Genomic DNA, 23245 nt, shown 5'->3' with positions numbered 1-23245 from the left:
AAGCTTTCATCAGTCCAATAGAAAAGGCCCGTCCGGATATCCGGACGGGCCTTTTCTATTGGACTGATGAAAGCTTCGGTTAGCCGTTGGCAGCTACACCGGCATTTTCTTCAGCTTCTACGGGCAGGGCTTCGCCTTTCACACGTAGCTCCACTTCCATGTTGCCGCGGGTACCTACCGAGTACGGGCAGATTTTGTGGGCCTGGCGCACCATTTCCACAGTTTTCTGTTGGTCAAACGACTTCAGGTCCACGTCGAGCACAGCCGACAGGCCATAGCCTTCACCTTCCTGGAACAGCGTTACCGAGCATTTCACTTCGGTTTGCGGGTCAAGCTTGTCGCCGGCGCGCTGGGCTATAACGAGCAGCGCCTGCTGGAAGCACGACGAATAGCCGGCGGCAAACAGTTCTTCGGGGTTGGTGGCATTCTTCTTGCCGCCCAGCCCTTCCGGCACCGACATATCCAGGTCAATGATGCCAGTAGCAGAGCGGACGTGGCCGCTGCGGCCGCCTACGGCAGTGGCGTCGGCGGTATACAGGTTCTTTTTTTCAGTGGAAGCCATAAGTAGAAAAAGTTCGGGTTGTGTGGTAAGGCTAACTGCTTTACCGGCCGGAAGGTTGTAGCTGCGCTGAACATGATTTTGCATAAATCAGCCTGCGTTGTTTTGCGCGGCGGCATTTTCTCTCTAGTTTTGCCCCTCATTACCGGGTTGCGTAGTACAACGGATAGTATGGGAGCCTCCGAAGCTCTAGATCTAGGTTCGATTCCTAGCGCGACCACAAAAAGGCCTCAGCAGCATGCTGAGGCCTTTTTTATTTTCCTTGCTGGCCATTGATAGCATCCTGGATGGTATCAATGGCAATGCCTGATTGACTCGGCTGCTGTGCAGGCTACTTCACTACTAAGCTGCCACGCAGCATGCCCATGCCACAGGTGAATGCAAAGGTACCTGCCTGCTGCGGCAGCAGCTCCACCAAGGTTGTTTTGAAAGCTGGCAGGTCGCGCCGAACACTGAAATCAGGCATCAGCAGTTCCTCAGAGCAACTGTTTTCCTCGTCACGGTAGAAGCTTAGCTGTACTGGCTTGCCACGCTCCACCTCAATTATGTCGGGCGAGTAACCGCCTTTCACGGTGATATCCACTTGCTGCACGCCGCCAGAGGACGACACGGCGCTGACCGTTTGGCGGGTGGAAAGAAAGAAGTACCAGACAACAAAGCCAGACAGGGCCAGGCCCACCAAGGTCACGATGATTTCGGTCGTATCCATGTAACGTTAGTTTTTAGCTGGGGAGAAACTACGCAGCCGCAGCGAGTTGGTAAGCACCGACACTGAGCTAAGCGCCATAGCCCCGGCTGCCAGCATGGGCGAAAGCAGAATGCCGAAGAAAGGATACAGCAGCCCGGCCGCTATGGGAATGCCCAGCGTGTTGTAGATAAAGGCAAAAAACAGATTCTGCTTGATGGTGCGGATGGTCTGACGCGAAAGCTCAATGGCAGCCGCCACGCCTTGCAGATCGGAACGCATGAGCGTGATGCCGGCCGCTTCCATAGCCACATCGGTGCCGCCACCCATGGCCAGGCCAATATCAGCTTGCGCGAGGGCAGGCGCATCGTTGATACCGTCGCCGACCATTGCCACCACGCGCCCCTCGGCCTGCAGTTCCTTCACCTTGCCGGCCTTGGCGCTGGGCAGCACTTCGGCAAAGTAGCGCGTGATGCCCACCTGGCCGGCCACCTGAGCGGCAGTCTGGGGATTGTCGCCGGTCATCATCACCACTTCCAGGCCCATGCGCTGCAGCCGCCTGATAGCCGCCACAGAGGTTTCGCGCACGGTGTCGGCTACCCCAATCACCCCGGCCGCCTGGCCGGCCACCGCCACGTAGAGCACCGTTCTGGCCTTAGCCAACAGCTCATCGGCCTGCTGGCGCACGGCCACAGGCAGGGAAATGCCGGCTTCTTCGAGCAGGCGAAAATTGCCGATAAGCACGGGCTGGCTGTTTACCACTGCTTGGGCGCCTTTCCCTTCCAGGGCCTGAAAGCCCGTGGCTGAAATAAAGCTAACGCCTTGCGCCTCCGCATAGCGCACCACGGCTTCGGCGAGCGGGTGCTCTGACTGCCGCTCTACGGCGGCTACCATTTGCAGCAGTTGGCCGGCATCCTGTCCGGCCGCCGACACATAATCCGTGACGGCGGGCTCACCGCGGGTAATGGTACCGGTTTTGTCGAGCAGCACGGTATCTACCTGATGGGCTTTTTCCAGCGCCTCGGCGTTGCGGATCAGCACCCCGTGCTCGGCTCCTTTGCCGGTACTGACCATGATGGCCGTAGGCGTGGCTAGGCCCAGCGCGCAGGGGCAGGCAATGATGAGCACGGCCACAAAATTGACCAACGCCAGCGGCAGGCGGCTTTCCACCGGCGCCAGATCAAACCAGAGCACGAACGTGAGAATGGCAATGACAACGACCGTGGGCACGAAGATGGCACTAACCTTATCGGCCAGCCGCTGGATGGGCGCGCGGCTGCCCTGCGCATCTTCCACCAGCTTCACAATCTGGGAAAGCATGGTATCGGCGCCTATTTTGGTGACGCGGAAGCGGAAGGAGCCCGTTTTGTTGAGGGTGGCCCCAAACACCGGGTCGCCGGCTTTTTTGTCTACCGGTAAACTTTCGCCGGTGAGCATGGCCTCATCCACGGCCGAATGGCCTTCTTCGATGAGGCCGTCGGTGGCCACTTTCTCGCCGGGGCGCACCACAATAAGGTCGTTGAGTTGTACCTGCTCGATAGGCACATCCACTTCCTGGCCATCGGGGCGCACCACGCGGGCCGTTTTAGCCTGCAGCCCCATCAGGGCCTTGATGGCGGCCGACGTCTGGGTTTTGGCGCGCAGCTCCAGCACCTTGCCCAACAGAATCAGGGCAATGATAGTGGCCGTGGTATCGTAGTACACTTCCGGCATGATGCCTTGGCGCGTAAACCAGCCCGGTACCACGGTGGCAGCCAGGCTGTAGAGAAACGCCGCGCCGGTGCCTACGGCAATAAGCGTATCCATGTTGGCAGCCCGGTGCCGGAAACCATTCCAGGCCGAAACGTAAAACTCGCGGCCGCTGTAGAGCAGCACGGGCAGCGTGAGCAGCAGCAGGCCATAGTTGAGCCACTGCATGTTGAGGCGCTCCATCAGGGCGGGCCAGAGCATGAGCATACTCAGAGGCATAATGACCACAGCCAGCCCCGCTGCCACCCAGAAGCGGCGCTTGAGCTTGCCGTAAGCCAGGGCTTTCTGCTGGTCGATTTCTGCCTGCCTGTCGGCGGCCGACGTATCGGGCGCACGTTCGGCCACGCCATATCCAGCATTGACCACCGCCTCCTTTAGCGTAGCGGGGCTGGCCTGCGTGGGCAGGTAGTCGATGGTGGCCTTTTCGGTGGCGAAGTTGACTACGGCCCGCTGTACGCCGGGCGTGCGGGACAGAGACTTTTCCACAAAAGAAGCACACGAAGCGCAGGTCATGCCTTCGATATCGAGCGTTTCGGTTTTGGTAGTAGGTTCCATAGAATGAAGCAGATTGAGCATCCGGGCAGGCTTCCGAGAATGAAAGGCTGAACCGGAAAGTGCATGACAAAGGAACGGGTTGCAGAAGTCGGAGTTGGTATGAAATCCTTCCTGGATCTTGCAAAATTTGCACATCAGGTCCAGGGGCGGCTTCACATAATCATGCCGAATGCTTGCATAATTTTGCATCGGCCTATTCCCGCAACCAAATCAAACTGCCATAAGAAACCCCTTACTAATGGAAGGAGCGGCGTTTTTGTCTCTGGCTCACCGGTCAAGCGTCTTCGGCCCCGAACCCTTGGTTTGCCATATCAGTACACAGCCTGCATTGCACTTTCTGCGCGGAAGTATAGTTTTGCAGTTGCTTAGCACTTGTCATGTTCCGTAGCCTGTTCCCTTTGCGCCGTTTGCTGGCGACAAGCTTCCTGCTTGTCTTCGTCAACGTGTTTGCGGGCCAGTGCTACTGCGCCAGCCTACGGCAGGCTGCAGCTACCGGCGCGGCACAGCGTGAGTTGACTGCCAAGGCTGCCCCCATGCAACCGGGCCACGCCTGCTGCAAGCCGGCCGGCCGCCAGAGCAAGCTGGTCACAGGCCCTGCAGCTAAGCTGCCGTACCAGCAGAAACACAGCAACAAACGCAACTGCTGCCAGGACAAATCGGCTGCGCTGCTTTCATCACTAACAACGCCAGCTGAAAAGCAGTCGTTTGCTCTCGCCCCGGCCTTGCTGCTGGAGGCTACGGCCTTCCACTTCCGCCCCGCCGCGGGCCACTGGAACCAGGCCAGTGCGGTAACCTTGGTGCTGCGTGAGCACCTGCCGCCCAAAATACCCGATATCCGTATTTTCATTCAGTCCCTAACGGTCTGATTGGTGTAACGCGCTGAGGCTCGCCCCGGCATAGCATTGCTATGTTCCGGCGCGAGCCTTCGTTTTTGCGTGGCTGCCTAATGCCCAAGTGCGGCGCCCCCTGCGGGCTCACTTTCTCCAACAACTGTGGGTTGTGGCGGAAAAACGAATGTAACTGCTGCCCTGCAAGGCCTGGCTCACAACTCACCTTTCTGCTGGCGCTGTGCGGTCCAGGATTTTGTGCCGGCCGACGCATGCTGCCAGCCACGCCACCAACAGACTCAAACGCAGGAGTTTAAAGGCTACTCAGCTGAGTGCCCTCATCTTCACCACTCATTTTCCTTTTATGTACCGTTTACCGCTTTCCCTGCTGGCTCTGACTGGCCTGCTCTTCACTGCCAGCTGTTCCTCGGAAGCCGATTCGAGCAGCGCCGCTAACACGGTTACCACGCCCACCAACGGCCCAGCCGAAGGCACCGCCGAGCACAGTGGCGGCCATACCTATGCCTGCCCCATGCACCCGGAGGTAACTAGCACCAAGGACGGCGAGAAGTGCCCCAAGTGCGGCATGAAGCTGGAACACAACGACAAGGTAGCCAACGGTAAAACCTACGAAATGAAGCTGGTACCCACGCCCACGCAGGTGGTGGCCGGGCAGCCCACCACGCTGGCTTTTACGCCGCACGAGGCTGGCAATGAGGCGGCACCCGTGCCGCTGGCCGTGGTACATGAGAAGAAAATCCACCTCATTATCGTCAGCAAAGACCTAGGCCAGTTCTACCACGAGCACCCCGAATACACCGCCGACGGCGACTACAAAGTGCAGTACACCTTCCCCAAGGGCGGCGACTATGTGCTCTTCCAGGACTACACGCCCACCGGTTCGGGCCACCAGCTGGGCCGCCAGCCTCTTACAGTGCAGGGGCCAAAGTACGCGCCGGTGAAGTTCAAAAACGACGACATGCAGTGGGAAAAGGATGGCTACCAGGCTACACTGTCGTTTGATAAGGCGCTGACCACGGGCCAGCTGCTGGGCATGAAAATCAACATCAGCAAAGACGGACAGCCCGTGACGGACCTGGCCAACTACCTCGGGGCCCTGGGCCACGTGGTAGTCATCAGCGAGGATACCGAGAACTACCTGCACGTGCACCCCAACGATCAGGCCGATAAGGGTCCGAACATCGGCTTCAACACCAACTTCGAGAAGCCCGGCCTCTACCGCGTGTTCCTGCAGTTCAACCACGCTGGCAAAATCCACACCGGCGACTTCACTATCAATGTGAAGGGCGCGGCAGCCAGCTAGGTGCGGGCTTTCTGCTCTTCATTGTCTCACTTCAACTTTACCTGATTCCCATGAAAAAGCCCGCTTATTTCCTTGCTGCCCTGTGCGCAGGCACCCTGCTGCTCGGCAGCTGCAACAACGACAAAGCCGCTGATACCACGGCCACCACCGACACCATGGCCACGGACTCAGCCGCTTCCGGCAACATGGCCGGCATGGACCACTCCGCTATGGGCCACGACGCCGCGGGTGCCAACACCTCGCCGCAGTTGGTAGCCATGAACGAGATGATGCAGAAAATGCACGCCGACAAGCCGAAAGGCAACACTGACCACGACTTTGCCCATCATATGCTGGAGCACCACAAGGGCGCCGTGGTCATGGCCGACATTCAGCTGCGCGACGGCAAAGACGCCACCATGCGCCAGCTGGCCGAGCAGATTAAAGCCGATCAACAAAAGGAAATCACCGCGCTGGAAGCTGCTGCTACCCGCCTCGACAGTGCCCCTACCAACTACCAGCCCAACAACCCGGCGGACCCTTTTGCCAGCAAGATGAAGGCCTCTATGGACGGGATGATGCAGAACATGCCCAAGCCCGTGGCCAACCCCGACATGAATTTCAACATGCTGATGACGGTGCACCACCAGAGCGCCGTGGACATGGCCAAGGCCGAGCTGGCTCATGGCAAGGACACCAAGCTCAAGGAAATGGCTCAGCAGATGATAACAGCTCAGGAAAAGGAAATTCAGCAGCTTAAAGACTGGCACAGCAAGAATGCCGACAAGATGTAGGCAGCAGGCTGGAACGCCAACCTCACATCCCCGGCCCCTGTCCAAGAGAGAGGGCGCCTGACGCCAGCGCAGAACCGGTGCCCCCTCTTTTTTCGGAGAGGGGCTGGGGATGTGAGGTTGACACCCAGACGAAGCGGCAGAGATGCTTCGGCAAGCTCAGCAGGACGATCTGGACTGTCAATCAAACATTTAACACTCTCTTCCAATCCCCACACCCCTAATTTACCCTCCCATGAAATTCTCCCTGATTCTCGCGGCGGCTCTTGTCGCCACTGCTTCTTTCTCGGCGCAGGCCCAGCACAGCCATAAGCCCGGCACGGCCGCGCACGGCCACAAAGCCGCCGGCGAGACGCACGCCCACGCGTCGCCCCACGGCGGCGTGGTGCGCACGGCGGGTGCCTACCACATTGAGTTGGTGCAGCAGGCTGGCGCGGTACACGTGTATCTGCTCGATGGCAAAGAAGCTACTGTAGCCCTCAAAGGCACCACCGGCACGGTAATGCTGCTGACGGCGGCTGGCAAAACCAGCACTGCCCCCCTCACCGTGAGCGGCGACCACCTGATGGCCGCCATGCCGGCTGGCACTACGCTGCGCACAGCCATTGTCAGCCTGAAGACCAATGGTAAATCCCTCTCAGCCCGGTTTGAAAAGCTGGACGCAACGGCCAAAGCCTCCAAGGCCACCACGGCAGCCTATACCTGCCCCATGAACTGCGAAGGCAGCGCCAGCCCCAAACCCGGCAGCTGCCCAAAGTGCGGCATGGCCCTCGTGAAAAAGTCGTAGGCGACACCTGACTCGGAGTGCTGGGCGCCCCAGCCGGCTGCGTCCCAGGCCGCCCGATGCTGCAACGGCAGGCGGCCTACCAGGCTGGTTATAACCTAATTGTATGACGAATTTTGCCATAAAAAGCGCGTACCTCGGGCTACTGGTGCTGGTCTTGCTGGTGCTGGGGCCGGGCCAGGGAACCGTGCGCGCCCAAACCACCATCAGCCTCGACAGCGCCGAAGCCCTGACCTTGCGCCGCCACCCGCGGCTGCGGCAGTCAACCCAGGAGATTGAGGAGCAGCGTGCCCTGAAGCGGGGTTCGTTTGCGCCAGCCAACCCCGACTTTCTGTTCTCGGCCCCCACCGGCGAAATGTGGGCCCCGGGCGTAATACAAACCATCGACCTGCCCAACGTGTACCGCCGGCAGCGGCAGGTGGCCGAGGCCGGCGTAACGCTGGCCGAGCGCAACCGTGAGGTGAGCCGGGCCAGTGTACTGCGCGACACGCGGCTGGCTTACCTGGCGCTGCAGTTTGCCGAAGCCCAGGTGCGCCAGCTCGCCTACCAGGATAGTTTGTTTCGGGCGTTGCGGGTAGCTACCGAGCGGCTGTTTGCGGCCGGCGAAGTTACCTCGCTGCAACGCATCAGCACCGATGCTGAGGCCCGGCAGGTGACGGTGCAGCTGCAGCAGGCCACCGAAGACCAGCGCGCCGCCCAGCGCCGCTTGGGGTTGCTGCTGGGCCAGCCCACCGCGGCCCTCGCCACCAGCACCGACCTGCGCCGCAGCGGCCCCGAGCTGGCCCAAACCGGCGGCGCGCTTCTTGCCAGCTTGCCCTCCGAAGACAGTGCGGCCCTGGTGCGCAGCCCCACGCTGGCCGTCGCCACCCAGAACGTGGCCTTAAGCCAGTCGGGTATCAGTCTGGTGCGGGCCCGGCGCACCCCGGCCCTCACGGTGGGCTACCAGAACCAGGCATTTGAAAACTCCGCTATCCGGTACCGTTTCCAGTTCGGGGTGTCGGTGCCCATTTGGTTCTGGACCTACCGCGCGCAGTTGCAGGCCGCCACGGCCCGCAGCAAGGCAGCTGGCTACCAGCTCCAGACCCAACGCCTGGAGCTAAGTACCCAGTACGAGCAAGCCCTGGCCGATACGCGCAAGTTTTCCTCGTCATTGGCCTATTACGAGCAAACCGGCCTGCCCCAGTCGCAGGCCATCATCAGCCAGTCGCAGCGCCTGTTCCGGGCCGGCGAAATCAGCTACCTGGTATTGATTCAGAGCCTGAACCAGGCCTTCGCCATTCAGAATACCTACCTGACCACCATCCGGGATTACCGGCAGGCTTTAGTCGAACTCAATTACCTGCGGGGCGAATAATTGTCAATCCTCATGAAACAACTCCTGATTTTGCTGCTGGGTTTGCTGCTGAGCGCCCCGGCCCACGCCCACGGCGGCGAGGACCACGGTGACGGACCCAAAGCCGGCACGCCGGCCGGGGCCACGTCGTTTTCGGTGGCGGCGCTCTCCGAACAGTTCGAGGTGCTGCTGCGCTACGAGCCGCTGGAAGGCGGCCAGCCTGCCGACCTGCGCCTGTTTCTGTCTGACTACGCCACCAACGTTCCTATTAAGGGCGCCAAGCTCACCCTGGCCAATCCTGAGGACGCAAAGCTGAAATGGGCCGTGACCGAGCAGGAACCGGGCATTTACCTAGTAGAGGGTCAGTTTCCGGCCAACAAGGCTTACAGCTTCACGGTGAATGTGGTGGCCGGCGACAAGGCCGATTTGCTTTTGCTTGAAGGCATTAAGGTGGGGGAAAAGCTGCCCGTGGCCGAGGCCCCGCACACGGATGCGCCCGGGTTGTTTTCGTCCTGGAAAACCATCCTGGCCCTGGTCGGCGCCTTTGTGCTGGGCATCGGCCTCACAGTGCTGCTTCTGCGCCGCCGCCGCCCCAACGCTCCTGTTTCCACTCCAACGCCTCCCGTTTATGAAAACCACGCATAAATTCCTGGCTGCCTCGGCCGCTGCCAGCCTCGTGCTGGCCGTGCTGCTGCCGCTGCCGAGCCTGGTGCAGGCCCACGGCGGCGAAGACCACGGCGACGCGGCCAAGGCCAGCACCGGCGTGGCCCTCACCGACGAGGTGCTGCTGCCCAAGGAGAGCCAGTTCCTGTTTCAGGTGCAAACCAGCCTCGCGGCCTACTCCACCACCTACAGCCGCGCCACTCTCTACGGCACGGTGTCGGCGGCGGCGGGTGGCGAGGGACGTATTGTGGTGCCACAGGGCGGACGCATTGTCAGCCTCGCTGCGCGGGTGGGCCAGCAGGTGCGCGCCGGCCAGACGCTGGCCGTCATCGAGCAGACGCTGGACGCCACCCAGCAAATCGGCCTTAGTACCGAGCGGGCCAACGCCCAGGCCGAGCTGCGCGCCGCCCAGCAGGACTACGCCCGCCTGCAGAGCATTGCCGACATTGCCGCCCGCAAAGACGTGGTAGCCGCCGAGCTGCGCCTGCGCCAGGCCCGCCAAAATGCAGCCATTTACAACGGCCAGGCCAGCCAGCGGCGCGTGCCCATTACCTCGCCCGTGAGCGGCACCGTGGACGTGTTCAGCCTAGCTGTAGGCCAGCAGGTTAATCAGGGCGACGAGCTGTTTCGGGTTATCAACCCCGGCAAGCTGCGCGTGGAGGCCCAGGTGTTTGCTCAGGATTTGGCCAAAGTCACGCCCGGCGCGCAGTTTCGGGTGGAGGGGTTGCAGGGCCAAGCAGGCGTACCGGCCCGGCTGGTGGTGTTCAGCAACGTGGTGAATCCCGTGAACCAAGCCCGGCAGCTGGTGCTGGAGCTCGATGCCCCGGCAGGCAACGCCTACCGCGCCGGCCAGGCCGTGAACGTGCAGGTGGTGGGCCAGACTGGCGGCGGCAAGCCCCAGCTGGTGGTGCCCACTGCCGCCATTACCGACCTCAACGGCAAGCCGGTGGTGTTTGTGCACACCGAGCCCGAGCGGTTTAAGATTCGCTTTGTGCAGCCCGGCACTGTCAGTGGCGAGCAAACCGTGCTGACGCAGGGCCAGGTGAACGAAAACGACCGGGTGGTGACGACCGGCACCTACCAGCTTAAGTCCATCTACCTGAACCAGTAGCGCTTGAAAACAAGCGCCAGCTCTCTTCCCTGCTGCCCATGAAATATCCCTTTGCCCTCGCCGCACTTACTGCTGTGCTGCAACTCACCGGCACTTCGGCGCAGGCCCAGACGGCGTCTGCTACCACCAGCACTACCGCCGACGAGGCGGCCGTGAAGCTGGTGCTGACCACGTATCAGCAGGCCATACAAAAACTCGACACCACGGGCACAGCCCGCTTGTTTACGGCTAACTCCCAGGTGTTCGAGTCGGGCGGTGTGGAAGGTACCTACCGACATTACGCTGAGCACCACCTGGGTCCGGAGCTCAAAGAATTCAGCGCCTTCACCTTCAGCGACTACAAGGCTGCCGTGCAGGTAGATGGTCCTTACGCCTTTGCCACGGAAACGTACACTTACACCATGCACCTGAAGAAAGACCCCAAGGCGAAGGAAGCCAAGGCCCCCATTGTGCGGCGCGGCGTGGCCACCTCGGTGTTACGCAAAAATGCGGCTGGCCAGTGGCAAATCATGAGCACCCACAGCTCGGCCCGGACGCCGCGCCCCAAAAAATAAGGTAGTGTGGGCCTTAACGGTCAGCCGCCCGGCCACGCTTGATTCAGCAGCCAGGCACCACCCTGGGTGCTCCCGCTCGTTCCCCTTTGCGCTCTAGAACCAATGCTTGACAAAATAATCCGCTTTGCCCTGCAGAACCGGCTGCTCATGCTGGCCTTCGCCGTGGGCCTTCTCATTGCGGGCTCCTACACGGCCCAGCAGCTGCCGGTGGACGTGCTGCCCGACCTGGACCGGCCCCGTGTGACCGTGTTTCTGGAAGCGCCGGGCATGGCGCCCGAAGAAGTGGAAGCCCTGGTGACGCTGCCCGTGGAAACGGCCCTGAACGGCGCCACCGGCGTGTCGGCGGTGCGTTCCAACTCGGCTATTGGCCTGGGTATGGTGTTCGTGGAGTTCGACTACGGCACCGACATCTTTACGGCCCGCCAGATTGTGAGCGAGAAGCTGCAAACCACCGGCGAGCAGCTGCCCGAGGGCATTACGCCGGTACTGGGGCCTATTTCGTCGGTGATGGGCCAGATTATGCTGGTGGGACTTTCGGGCGGGCAGCAGACCAATGCCGCCGATTTGCGCACCCTGGCTAACTACACCGTGCGTCAGCGCCTGCTCAGCATCCCCGGCGTGGCCCAGGTGATTCCTATCGGCGGCGACAACCTGCAGTACCAGGTGCTGCTGGATATGCCCCGCCTGAATGCTACTGGCCTGACCGTGAATCAGGTGGAAGAGGCCCTGCGGCAGTCCAACCTGAACACCACCGGCAACTTCTTCGACCGCAACGGCTCGGAGGTACTCATCCGCAACCTGGGCCGGCTGCGCTCAGTGAAGGATATCGAAGATATCATCGTGGGCTACCGCGACCAGTCGCCTATCCGCGTGGCCGATGTGGCCAAGGTGGAGTTCGGCGCCCGTTTCAAGCGCGGCGACGGGAGCGTAAACGGTAAGCCCGCCGTGATTCTGAGCATCGAGAAGCAACCCGGCGCCGCCACCGTGGGCCTTACCGAAGCCGTGGAAAAAGCCCTGGTAGAGCTGCAGCCCTCGCTGCCCAAAGATGTGCAAGTGAACACGCGCCTGTTCAAGCAGTCAGAGTTTATTGAGTCGTCGATCAGCAACGTGGAGGAGGCCTTGCGCGACGGTGCCATTCTGGTGGTTATCGTGCTGTTTGCCTTCCTGCTGAACGTGCGCACCACGTTTATCTCGCTGGTGGCCATTCCGCTGTCGTTGCTGGTTACGGCGCTGGTATTTCGGGCGGCGGGCATCAGCATCAACACCATGACGCTGGGCGGGCTGGCCATTGCCATCGGGGAGCTGGTGGATGACGCCATCGTGGACGTGGAAAACGTGTACCGGCGCCTGCGCGAAAACCAACAGCTACCGCAGCCCCAGCCCGTGCTCCAGGTCATCTACAAAGCCAGCTCCGAGGTGCGCAACTCCATCGTGTATGCCACCATCATCGTGGTGCTGGTGTTTTTGCCCCTGTTTGCGCTGGAAGGCATGGAAGGCCGCATTTTCGCGCCGCTGGGCATTGCCTACATCACCAGCATCGTGGCCTCGCTGTTCGTGTCGCTGACCGTGACGCCGGTGCTGTGCTACTATTTGCTGCCGAAGATGAAGCAGATGAACCACCCCGAAACCGACGGCGGGCTGGTGCGCTGGCTGAAAAAAAAGGACACGCGCCTGCTGGGCTGGGGCCTGCAGCACCCCAAAGCCATATTGGGGGTGACCGGGGCGCTGTTTGTGGCGGCCATGGCCCTTATTCCGTTTTTCGGCACCGAGTTTCTGCCCCCCTTCAACGAAGGCTCGCTCACGGTGAATTTCTCGGCTCCGGCCGGCACTTCGCTCACTGAGAGCAACCGCCTGGGCACGTTGGGCGAGCAGCAGATGCTCCGGATTCCGGAAGTGGCCTACACGGCCCGCCGCACCGGCCGCGCCGAGCTGGACGAGCACGCCGAATCGGTGAACAACTCGGAAATTGAGGTGGCTTTCAAGACCGAGGAAGAGCTGGAAAAAGAGGGCAAAACCATGCGCAGCCGCGACGAAATTCTGGCCGACATGCGCCAGAAGCTGAGCCTGATTACGGGCGTAAACGTGAACATCGGCCAGCCCATTTCCCACCGCCTCGACCACCTACTGTCGGGCGTGCGGGCCCAGGTGGCCATTAAGGTATTCGGCAATGATTTGCTGGAGCTGCGCCGCTACGCCAATGAAGTGCGCGCCGCCGCCGGCACGGTGCCGGGCGTGGTAGATTTGCAGGTGGAAAAGCAGGTGCAGATTCCGCAGCTGCTCATCCGGCCCCGCGACGAAGCCCTGCGCGCCTACGGCATGGCCCGCGGCGAGGTAGTGCGCGACCTGGAAACCCTATTTCAGGGCGCGGTGGTTTCACAGATGCTCGATGGCCAGAAACGCTTTGACCTGGTAGTGAAGCTGCCCGAATCCCAGCGCAACGATATGGCCGCCATCAGCCAGACCCGCATCGAAACGCCCAGCGGCGCCATGATTCCCGTCAGTGAGGTGGCCGAGGTGCTGTACGAGCCCGGCCCTAATACCGTCAACCACGAAAACACCCAGCGCCGCATCACCATCTCGCTGAATGTGGCCGAGCGGGATTTGGGCTCCACGGTAAAAGAGATTCAGCAGAAAGTCAGCCAACAGGTGAAGCTGCCACCCGGCTACTACCTCACCTACGGCGGGCAGTTTGAGAGTCAGCAGTCGGCTTCGCATAAGATTCTGTGGCTGAGCTTGTTTTCACTGGCCGGCATCTTCCTGGTGCTGTTCTCGCACTTCAAGTCCACACTGATGGTGGGCCAGATCATGCTCAACATTCCGCTGGCCCTCATCGGCTCGGTGGTGGCGGTGTTGCTCACGGGCGGCACGTTCAGCATTGCTTCGCTCGTGGGTTTCATCACCCTCACCGGCATTGCCTCGCGCAACGGCATCATGATGATTTCGCACTACATCCACCTGGTAGAGCACGAAGGCGAAAAGTTCGGCATCCCCATGATAATTCGTGGCTCGCTGGAGCGGCTGGTACCGGTGCTGATGACGGCTCTGGTGGCTGCGCTGGCGCTGGTGCCGCTCACGCTGGCCAAAGACGCACCCGGCAAAGAAATCCTGTATCCGGTGGCCACGGTCATCCTCGGCGGCCTGCTCTCGTCAACGTTCCTCGACATCATCGTGACGCCGGTAGTGTTCTGGCTGGTGGGCGAAAAGGCGTTGGCACAGTACTTCACGGCGCACCAGGAAGTTGGCCTCGACGACCACCCGCAGGAGCTAGACGCCCAGCCGCTCACGCCAACTTCCGACCAGAATCCGGTGCTGCCGACCAGGTAATTTTGGCCCCAAGTCAGGGCTGACTTTGTCAGTTCCTGATGCCTCCGGCTAGTCTACACAAGCTGCACCTTTCTGCCAACTACCATACTGCGCCATTGCTATATTCTTGGCAGCGTGCAGCACAATCCGGTATATTTGGTTTGGCTGGGCCGGTTTCCACCCCTGGCAGGGCCGGTTGTCACTTGAGAAAAGCAGGACTCTTTCGGGAGCTTCGGTTGCTGTTGCTATTGGCCGGAACGCTGCTGGCGGGCTGTACGGAACCAACCAAAAAACCGGCCTACCGCATCGGATTCTCGCAGTGCAGCACGTCGGGGCCGTGGCGCGAGGCCATGCTCAACGGCATGAACCGGGAGCTGAGTTTCCACCCCGAAGTGCAGCTGCGCACCACCGACGCCCACGACAACAGCGACCTGCAGCAGCAGCAGATCCGCAAGCTGGTGCAGGGCGGCCTCGATCTGCTGATTGTGTCGCCGTATGAGGCTGGCCCCGTGACGCCGGCCGTGGAAGAGGCGTATGCGCAGGGCATTCCGGTGGTGCTGCTGGACCGCCGCACCGCGTCGCAGCGCTACACTGCTTACGTGGGCGGCGACAACCTGGAAGTGGGCCAGACGGCGGCCCGCTACGGCGCCCGCCTGCTGGGCCGGCCGCAGGGCGAGCTGATTGAGATTTTGGGTACCCCGGGCTCCTCGGCTACTTCGGAGCGCCACCAGGGTTTCATGGAAGGCCTGAAAGCTTCTCCCGGCTTGCGGGTAGTGGCCCAGGTGACCGGCAACTGGCAGGAGAAAACTTTGAAACCGGCCTTAACGGAGGCATTGCGCGCCCACCCCAATGTGACGCTGATTTTCGCCCACAACGATGCCATGGGCCGTGGTGCCTACGAAGTGTGCCAGCAGCTCGGGCTGGCTGGCCAGGTGCGCATCATTGGCGTAGACGGGCTGGTGGGCAAGGGAGAGGGCATTGACCTGGTGCAGCGCGGTGTGCTCGACGCCAGCATTCTGTATGCGCCGGGCGGTGAGGATGCCATGCGCACCGCCCTGAAAATCCTGAACAAGCAGCCCTACGACAAGGAAAACACGCTCGGCACCATCGTCATCGACTCGACCAACGTGCGGACCATGCAGCAGCAAACCGATAAGATGGTCAGCCAGCAGCGCGACATCGAGCGGCAGCAGGGCTTGCTGCAACAACTGCGCGCCACCTACGCCAGCCAGCAGACCGTGCTGAATGGCCTACTGGCGACGCTGCTTGGCGCGGTGGTGCTGGGCACGCTGGCCTGGCATTCGGCCCGCCGCAACCGGCAGATCAACCAGCAGCTGGCCTTGCGCAACGCCGAAAACGACAAAATCAACCAGCAGCTGCAGCAGCAGAACGAGGAAATCCGGCTGCAGCGCAACCAGCTGGAAGCCCTGGCTGAGCAGTCGCGCGCCGACACGGAGGCCAAGCTGCGCTTTTTCACCAACTTCTCCCACGAGTTGCGCACGCCGCTCACCCTGATTCTGGGGCCGGTGGAAGAACTGCTCACCAGCACGCCCGACCTCACCGCTGCCCAGCACCAGGACCTGGCGCTGGTGCGCCGCAACACCCAGCGGCTGCTGCAGCTGGTGAATCAGCTGCTGGATTTTCGCAAAATCGAGGTGGGCAAGATGGCCGTGCACGCCACCTACGGCAACCTCGTGGCCTTCGTGCGCGAAATAGTGGATGCCTTCGAGAAGCCGGCCCGGCTGCGCGGCGTGCAGCTGCGGTTTCTGGCCGCCGAGCCCGAGCTGCTGGCCTGGTTTGACGGTAACATCCTCGACAAGGTGTTCTTCAACCTGCTGTCCAACGCCCTGAAGTTCACGCCCGAGCAAGGCTGCATCACCATCAGCCTGCAGGCCAGCCCCGACGGCCAGGGGCTGCGCGTGAGCATTGCCGACACGGGCCGCGGCATCAGCGACCAGGACCGGGCCCACATTTTCGAGTGGTTTTACCAGGGCGACCAGGGCGCCGTGGCCAAAGGATCGGGCATGGGGCTGGCGCTGGCGCAGGGGCTGGTGCGCCTGCACCAGGGCCAGCTCACGTTCAGCAGCCAGCCCGGCCAGGGTAGCACATTTGTGGTGGCTTTGCCGCGCGAGCTGCCGGAAGCCTTGCGCGCCACCTCCGACACGCCCACGGCTAGCTTCCTGCTCGATGAGCCCGAGGCCATTGCCACCACCTTCAGCCCCGAGCTGGAAGCCACCACGGCCGCCCCAACCGACGGCGGCAGCGAAACGCTGGTGCTGGTGATTGAGGACAACCCCGAGGTAAACGACTTTCTGGCGCGGCGGCTGCGCACCGATTTCCGGGTGCAGAGCGCCACCGATGGCCACACCGGCTTTCGCATGGCCACCGACCTGATTCCGGACCTGATTGTGTGCGACGTGATGATGCCCGGCCTGAGCGGCCTGGAAGTGGTGACCCAGCTGCGGGCCGACTGGCGCACCAGCCACATTCCGGTGGTGCTCCTCACGGCCCGCAGCGCCCCCGAGCAACAGGTGGAAGGCGTGCAGGCCGGCGCCGACCTCTACCTCACCAAGCCCTTCAACCCCACCTTTTTGCTGGAAAGCGTGCGGACTCTGCTGGCCAACCGCGCCCGCCAGCGTGAGCATTTCCGGCGCGAGCTGAGCGTGGATACGGCTACGGTGCTCACCAATCCCGATCAGAAATTCCTGGCCGACCTCACGGCCATTGTGGAGGCCCACCTCACCCGCACAGACCTGAGCGTGGAAGATATTGCCCGCAGTTTGGGCATTTCGCGCATGCAGCTCTACCGCAAGGTGAAGGCGCTGCTGGGCACCGGCGTCACGGACTTCATCCAGAATCTGCGCCTCACCAAAGCCCGCGAGTTGCTGCTCGACGACGCCCTCAGCATTGCCGATGTGGCTTACGAGCTGGGCTTCTCCTCGCCCTCCTACTTCTCCACCAGCTTCAAGGGCCGCTACCAGATTTCGCCTTCCGAGTTCCGGGCTCTGCACATCACCCCGCACCACTGATACAATCTTGAAAGCTGTGTGCTAAAAACGAAACCGAGCCTGTTACAGGCTCGGTTTTTTTATTTTCAAATCATTAACTATCAATGACATAAACTCAATTATTTCCCTGTTCGGATTTTGATATAAATGAGCAAGCCTTCGGGAGGGCAGTAGGCGACTTTTGTTGAAATCGTCTTGCCTCCATGAACCCAGTTGCCCCCATTGTCTGCCTCGGTGAGTTCCTCTGGGACATGCTGCCCGATGGCCGCCAGCCCGGCGGGGCGCCGTTCAATGTGGCGCGGCACCTGCGGCAGCTGGGGCAGCCGGTGCAGCTCATCAGCCGCGTCGGCGACGACGAGCTGGGCACGGATCTGCTGCGTGAGCTAACCGCGCAGGGCCTGGGTCCGGAGCTGATCCAGCACAGCCAGACCCACCTGACGGGCGTGGTGAAAGTGACCTTGCGCCACGGCCACGCCACCTACAAAGTGGTGGAGCCCGTGGCCTGGGACTACCTGCAGCACACCGACGAGCTGCGCGACACTGTAGCCGCTTCCCGGATGCTGGTATATGGCTCGTTGGCGGCCCGCGGCCTGACCACCCGCGAGACGCTGTACCGCCTGCTGCAAGTGGCGTCTTACAAAGTGTTCGACGTGAATTTGCGCGCCCCGCACTACACCCGCTCGGTGGTGCAGTACCTCCTCCGCCAAGCCGATCTAGTGAAGCTCAATGAAGCCGAGCTAACCGAAATAATGGGTTGGCTGGGCCAGCCCGACACCCCGGCTACGGCGCTGCCGTGGCTGGCGGCGCACTTCGGGCTGCAGGCCGTATGCCTTACCCGGGGCGCCGCCGGCGCCACGCTCTGGCACAGCGGCCACCTGCTGGAGCAGGCCGGCTTTGCAGTGGCCGCGCCCGGCACACTAGGCAGCAGCGACGCCTTCCTGGCTGCACTACTAGCTGACTGGCCCACCGCCAATCCGGCCACCAGTTTGCGGCGGGCCTGCGCGGCGGCGGCGCTGGTAGCCACGCAGCCCGGAGCGGCTGCCCCATTATCAGAGGCGGCCATTGCGGCGCTTTCCGGCTGACTTCTTCGAGTTTCCACCCGCCTGCGGGTCCGCTTTTTCAGTTCTGTCCTACCCTACTTCGTCTCACCTAACCTACTTTCCCATGTCGTTCCCTTTACAATCTCCGCAGGGCAAGCTGCCCTTCCGGCGCCTGCTGCTGACGCCGGCCGTGGGCAGCTTGCTGCTCTCGGGCCTGGCAGCCGCCCAGCCTGGCGCGGCGCTGGCCTACGCCCCCACCCTGCCCGCTAATGAGTCCGGCAACAACCTCTTTGCTGCCTTCAACGGTCCCGTTTCGGGGCGGGTGGTGGATGCCAAGGGCGAGGCTCTGCCCGGCGTGACGGTAGTGGTGGAAGGCACTACCCTAGGTAGCGCCACCGATGCCAACGGTAACTTCACCATCCCGAACGTGCCGGCTGGCCCGCAGACGCTGGTTATTTCCTCGATTGGCTTCACCACGACGCGCCTGCCAATAACGGTAGTAGATGGCCAGACCACGCAGGTGGCCGCCACCACCCTGGCCGAAAACACCCAGGCACTGAACGAAGTGGTGGTAGTAGGCTACGGCACCCAGACCCGCCAAGAGCTGACCACGGCCGTGTCTTCGGTGGGGGCGCGGCAGATTGAGCGGCAGACGGTGGCCGGCTTCGACCAGGCGCTGCAGGGCCAGACGCCCGGCGTGCAGGTGACCTCGCCGAGCGGCGCGCCCGGCGCGGGCATCAACGTCCGGATTCGGGGCAACTCGTCGGTGAGCTTGTCGAACAGCCCGCTGTATGTGATTGACGGCGTGCCGGTGCTGCCGACCTACAACCGGGAGCTGGGCGGCTTGAGCAACCAGTCGCCGAACCCGCTGAATGCCCTCAACCCCAGCGACATCGAAAGCATCGACGTGCTGAAGGACGGCGCGGCGGCCGCTATTTACGGCGTGCGTGCTTCCAACGGCGTGGTAGTTATCACGACCAAGCGCGGCAGGGCCGGTAAGGCCCAGGTGGGCCTCAGCATGTACTACGGCCAGCAGCAGCTGCGCAAAAAGCTGGACGTGCTCAACGCCCGCCAGTTTGCCGAGTACTACAACGAAGCCTTGATCAACGGCGGCCGCACCGCCGCCTACCCCGACCTCAACAACCTGCCCGCCAACACTGACTGGCAGGACGAGGTGTACCGCACAGCCGCCATCCAGAACTACCAGCTCAACGTGAGCGGCGGCTCCGACAAAACCCGCTATTATGTGAGCGGCGGCTACTTCAAGCAGGACGGTATCTTCCGCAACTCCGGCTTCGACCGGTTCAGCTTCCGCATCAACCTCGACCAGGAAGTAAGCCAGCGGTTCCGTATCGGCACTAACCTGAACCTGAGCCGCACCAACAACAACGGCTCGGTGCGCTCGGAGCGCGGCTCCGGCAACGGCGGCACGGTGCTGGGCACCATCACCCAGATTCCGACGCTGCCCGTGCGCAACGCCGACGGCACTTACGCCACCAACCCCTTCAACAGCAGCTTCGACAACCCCGTGGGCAACCTGCTGGAAACCCGCAACAAGGCCCTCATCTACCAGGCCATCGGCAACATCTACGGCGAGCTGGACATCCTCGACAACCTGCAGTTCCGCTCGTCGCTGGGCATTGATTTCCGCTCGCAGGTGGAGAATGAGTACGTGACCCGCGAGTACCCCGGCAACCGCCAGACCAGCACGCCCGACCCGGCTACGCTCGGCCAGGCCCGCACCGGCACCGACCAGCAGGTGATTTGGCTGAACGAAAACACGCTGACCTACAACCTCACGCTGGGCGAGAAAAGCCGCCTGACGCTGCTGGCCGGCCAGTCGGTGCAGGCGTCCAACCGGTTCACGTCCAACGCCCGCGCCACGGGCTTCCCGTCCAACGCCGTGCCGTACCTGTTTGCCGGCACCGCCAACCGCTCGGTGAGCAGCTTCGAGTCGGAATGGGCGCTGCTGAGCGCGTTCGGGCGCGCCATCTACAACTACGACGACCGGTACCTGGCCACCGTGAGCTTCCGGGCCGACGGTTCCAGCCGCTTTGCCAAAAACAAGCGTTTCGGCTACTTCCCGGCCGTCAGTGCGGGCTGGAACATCAGCAAGGAAAGCTTCTTCCCGCAGACCGACGCCATCAGCAGCCTGAAGCTGCGCGCGTCCTACGGTGAAAACGGCAACCAGGAAATCGGCGACTACGTGCGCTTCTCCACCTACGGCTCGGGCTTCGGCTACCAGGGCAACGGCAGCATTTCGGGCGGTATCGCGCCGGAGCGCATCGGCAACGCCGACGTGAGCTGGGAGGTAACCAAGCAAACCAACCTGGGCCTCGACCTGAGCTTGCTGGAAGACCGCCTGACCTTCAACGCCGACTTGTACCGCAAGCGCAGCACCGACCTGCTGTTTGAGGTGCCGCTGCCGCTGAGCACCGGCGCCCAGACGCTCAACATCATCCAGAACCTGGGCGAAGTGGAAAACAAGGGCCTGGAGCTGGGTTTGAACACGGTGAACGTGCGCGCCGAGGATAACGGCTTCGCCTGGAGCACCAACCTGAACTTCACGCTCAACCGCGGCAAAGTCCTCAACATCGGGACGGTGCGCAACGAGCAGGGCCAGGAGAGCGGCCGCCAGATCATCAACGACTATAACATTGTGCGCAACGGCTCACCGTTGGGCACTTTCTATGGCCTGCAGGCCGACGGCATCTTCCAGACCGATGCGGAGGCCCGGGCCCAGAACCCTAACGCCCGCGCCGGCGACCAGCGGTTTGTGGACCTGAACGGCGACGGCCGCATCAACGACCAGGACCGCACGATTATCGGCAATGCCAACCCCAACTCCATTGCAGGCGTCACGAACACCTTCTCGTTCAAGGGGCTGGAGTTGAGCGTATTCTTTCAGGGCTCATTCGGCAACGACCTCTATAACGAAAACCGCCGCACCACCGAGGGCATGAGCCAGGCCCTCAACCAAACCACCCGCGTGCTGAACCGCTGGACCCCGACCAACACCAACACCGACGTGCCCCGCGCCGTGTTCGGCGACCCGGCCGGCAACAACCAGGTGTCCAGCCGCTTCATCGAGGACGGCTCGTATGTGCGCCTCAAGAACCTGACGCTGGCGTATGGCCTGCCCATGAGCGTGCTGCAGAAATCCGGCATCAGCGGCGTGCGCGTCTACGTGACGGGCCAGAACCTGCTCACCTGGACCGACTACTCCGGCTACGACCCCGAAGTAAGCGCCGACCCCTTCTCCAGCACTGGCTTTGGCCGCGACCTGGGCGTGTATCCGCAGGCCCGCACCTACACGGTAGGCCTGAACGCCACTTTCTAACCGACTCCTACCCATGAAAAAGATACTCTATCCCATTCTGGCAGCTTTGCTGGTTACCACCGGCTGCGACATTCTCGATAAGGAGCCGCTGCCCAGCATCACGCCCGTCAACTTTTTCCAGAACGCCGACGACGCCGAGGCCGGCATCGTGGCCGCCTACGATGCCCTGCAGCAGGAAGGCACCTACGGCCTGGATTTGATTGCCGTGGGCGAAATGCCGACCGACAACGCCTCCAGCACCAACGGCGACGTGACGGACCTAGACCGCTTCACGTGGCGCCCCACCACCAAGCAGGTGCGCACCGTGTACACCGCCTCCTACATTGGTATCAACCGGGCCAATGCTGTGCTGAAGTACGTGCCGGCCATTGCCATGCCCGAAGCCCGCCGCAACCAGATTCTGGGCGAGGCCCGCTTCCTGCGCGCCCTGCACTACTTCAACCTGGTGCGCCTGTACGGCGGCGTGCCGTTGCGCCTGGAGCCCACCGAAACCGGCGACCCGGCCGTGCTGAACCTGAGCCGCGCCAGCGCCGACCAGGTGTATGCGCAGATTGTGGACGACCTCACGCAGGCCGCTCAGCTGGCCCCGGTCGGCGACGCTACGGGCCGCACCCGCGCCACCCGTGGCTCGGTGAACGGCCTGCTGGCCCGCGTACAGCTCACGCAGCGCAACTGGGCCGCGGCCGGTGCGGCCGCCGCGCAGGTGGTAGCCAGCAACTTCTACACTCTCGAAAGCACACCCAAAGCCCTGTATCCAGCCAACAACCGCCGCGAGTCGGTGTTTGAAGTGCAGTTTGCGGGGGCTGATGATGGCGGCAACATCTTCCCCGATGTGGCGTTGCCCGCGCCGCCCGCTACCTTCTCGTTTCCGAAGTTCAACATCCCCACGCCCGAGCTGCTGGGTGGCGGCCCCAACGGCGCCGACACCACCGTGTACGCCCCCAACAACCCGCAGCAGCGCCGCACCGATTTGCGCTGGGCCTACCTCGGCAACGTGACGGGCGGCCGCGACCATGTGAGCTACGTGGACGGCGGCCCGGGCACCGGCAACGACGATGGTGCTTTCGTGTACAAGTGGCCCGGCAACCCCAACAGCTTCAACTCGCCCGACAACACCTACGTCATCCGCTACGCCGATGTGCTGCTGATGCAGGCCGAAGCCGCCAACGAGCAAGGCCAGACGGCCGCCGCGCTACCTCCCCTCAACCAGGTGCGCACCCGCGCCGGGTTGGCCGCCCTCACGGCCACCTCGCCGGAAGCTGCCAGCCAGGCCACGCTGCGCAACGAAATCGACCGGCAGCGCCGTTTGGAGTTGGCCTTCGAGGGCGAGCGGTGGTTTGACCTGCTGCGCTACACCCGCCACGAGGCCGCGCAGGCTGGCGTCAACCATCCCAAGGATGCCCTCGACGCCATCCAGGAGAAGCTGACCCGCCGCGACGTGAACTACCTGCTGCTGCCTATTCCGCAGCAGGAAACCAACACCAACCCCAACGTAACCCAGAACCCGGGGTACTAACAGCAGGGCCGCCGCTGTCATTCCAACGAAAAAAGAAGCCTGGTTGAATCTGCTGAACGACCCTGATAAGGCTTCAATTTTCGTCGGAAGGCAGAGGTGGCCTCTGTACCTGAGGCGCTGCAAC

The 23245-nt window shown here is 62.4% G+C and carries 16 protein-coding genes and 1 tRNA gene; 14 read left to right on the top strand and 3 right to left on the bottom strand.

Going from position 1 to position 23245, the window contains the following annotated elements:
* Nucleotides 1-79: 79 nt before the first annotated feature.
* Nucleotides 80-562: an Ohr family peroxiredoxin gene (locus tag H8B14_RS08725; RefSeq protein ID WP_187315226.1), complete on the bottom strand. Its 483-nt coding sequence runs from the start codon at nucleotides 560-562 to the stop codon at nucleotides 80-82.
* A 145-nt stretch (nucleotides 563-707) separates the two neighbouring features.
* Here H8B14_RS08725 and H8B14_RS08720 point away from each other — a divergent pair.
* Nucleotides 708-779 (top strand) — tRNA-Arg (locus H8B14_RS08720).
* A gap of 111 nt (nucleotides 780-890) precedes the next feature.
* Here the strand turns inward: H8B14_RS08720 and H8B14_RS08715 are convergent.
* Both H8B14_RS08715 and H8B14_RS08710 read right to left on the bottom strand, forming a co-directional pair.
* A complete protein-coding gene (locus H8B14_RS08715; RefSeq protein ID WP_187315225.1) occupies nucleotides 891-1268 on the bottom strand; it encodes a cupredoxin domain-containing protein in 378 nt (125 codons plus the stop codon).
* Nucleotides 1269-1274: 6 nt separating this feature from the next.
* Nucleotides 1275-3548, bottom strand: coding sequence for a heavy metal translocating P-type ATPase (locus H8B14_RS08710; protein ID WP_187315224.1), 2274 nt, complete (start codon nucleotides 3546-3548; stop codon nucleotides 1275-1277).
* A gap of 377 nt (nucleotides 3549-3925) precedes the next feature.
* Between H8B14_RS08710 and H8B14_RS08705 the strand changes: the two genes are divergently transcribed.
* The 13 genes from H8B14_RS08705 (at nucleotide 3926) to H8B14_RS08645 (ending at nucleotide 23121) form a co-directional block, all read left to right on the top strand.
* Nucleotides 3926-4414, top strand: a complete 489-nt coding sequence (locus H8B14_RS08705; protein WP_187315223.1) for a hypothetical protein — start codon at nucleotides 3926-3928, stop codon at nucleotides 4412-4414.
* A gap of 325 nt (nucleotides 4415-4739) precedes the next feature.
* Nucleotides 4740-5699 carry a heavy metal-binding domain-containing protein gene (locus H8B14_RS08700; protein WP_187315222.1) on the top strand — a complete coding sequence of 320 codons (960 nt, stop codon included), beginning with the start codon at nucleotides 4740-4742 and terminating at the stop codon, nucleotides 5697-5699.
* A gap of 50 nt (nucleotides 5700-5749) precedes the next feature.
* Nucleotides 5750-6472: a DUF305 domain-containing protein gene (locus H8B14_RS08695; RefSeq protein WP_187315221.1), complete on the top strand. Its 723-nt coding sequence runs from the start codon at nucleotides 5750-5752 to the stop codon at nucleotides 6470-6472.
* 232 nt (nucleotides 6473-6704) lie between these two features.
* The gene (locus H8B14_RS21065) at nucleotides 6705-7256 is read left to right on the top strand and encodes a heavy metal-binding domain-containing protein (RefSeq protein ID WP_187315257.1); all 552 of its coding nucleotides are present in this window, start codon (nucleotides 6705-6707) and stop codon (nucleotides 7254-7256) included.
* A 103-nt stretch (nucleotides 7257-7359) separates the two neighbouring features.
* The gene (locus H8B14_RS08685; protein ID WP_187315220.1) at nucleotides 7360-8607 is read left to right on the top strand and encodes a TolC family protein; all 1248 of its coding nucleotides are present in this window, start codon (nucleotides 7360-7362) and stop codon (nucleotides 8605-8607) included.
* Nucleotides 8608-8619: 12 nt separating this feature from the next.
* The gene (locus tag H8B14_RS08680) at nucleotides 8620-9231 is read left to right on the top strand and encodes a hypothetical protein (RefSeq protein ID WP_187315219.1); all 612 of its coding nucleotides are present in this window, start codon (nucleotides 8620-8622) and stop codon (nucleotides 9229-9231) included.
* Complete coding sequence (locus tag H8B14_RS08675; protein WP_187315218.1) at nucleotides 9215-10360, top strand: efflux RND transporter periplasmic adaptor subunit; 1146 nt, start codon at nucleotides 9215-9217, stop codon at nucleotides 10358-10360. The genes H8B14_RS08680 and H8B14_RS08675 overlap by 17 nt, the downstream gene beginning before the upstream one ends.
* Before the next feature lie 38 nt (nucleotides 10361-10398).
* Entirely contained in the window at nucleotides 10399-10914 is a 516-nt protein-coding gene (locus tag H8B14_RS08670) for a YybH family protein (protein WP_187315217.1), read from the top strand.
* Between the two features lie 102 nt (nucleotides 10915-11016).
* Nucleotides 11017-14238, top strand: a complete 3222-nt coding sequence (locus tag H8B14_RS08665) for an efflux RND transporter permease subunit (RefSeq protein ID WP_187315216.1) — start codon at nucleotides 11017-11019, stop codon at nucleotides 14236-14238.
* A gap of 227 nt (nucleotides 14239-14465) precedes the next feature.
* Nucleotides 14466-17246, top strand: a complete 2781-nt coding sequence (locus tag H8B14_RS08660) for a substrate-binding domain-containing protein (protein WP_187315215.1) — start codon at nucleotides 14466-14468, stop codon at nucleotides 17244-17246.
* Nucleotides 17247-17428: 182 nt separating this feature from the next.
* A complete protein-coding gene (locus H8B14_RS08655; RefSeq protein WP_187315214.1) occupies nucleotides 17429-18307 on the top strand; it encodes a PfkB family carbohydrate kinase in 879 nt (292 codons plus the stop codon).
* Nucleotides 18308-18389: 82 nt separating this feature from the next.
* Nucleotides 18390-21605, top strand: a complete 3216-nt coding sequence (locus H8B14_RS08650; RefSeq protein WP_187315213.1) for a SusC/RagA family TonB-linked outer membrane protein — start codon at nucleotides 18390-18392, stop codon at nucleotides 21603-21605.
* 13 nt (nucleotides 21606-21618) lie between these two features.
* Complete coding sequence (locus H8B14_RS08645) at nucleotides 21619-23121, top strand: RagB/SusD family nutrient uptake outer membrane protein (RefSeq protein WP_187315212.1); 1503 nt, start codon at nucleotides 21619-21621, stop codon at nucleotides 23119-23121.
* Nucleotides 23122-23245 lie beyond the last annotated feature (124 nt).

This window comes from Hymenobacter puniceus (assembly GCF_014333525.1).
GTDB lineage: Bacteria > Bacteroidota > Bacteroidia > Cytophagales > Hymenobacteraceae > Hymenobacter.
Note: the sequence above shows the minus strand (reverse complement) of the source record. Positions and strands in the feature narration are given on the sequence as shown.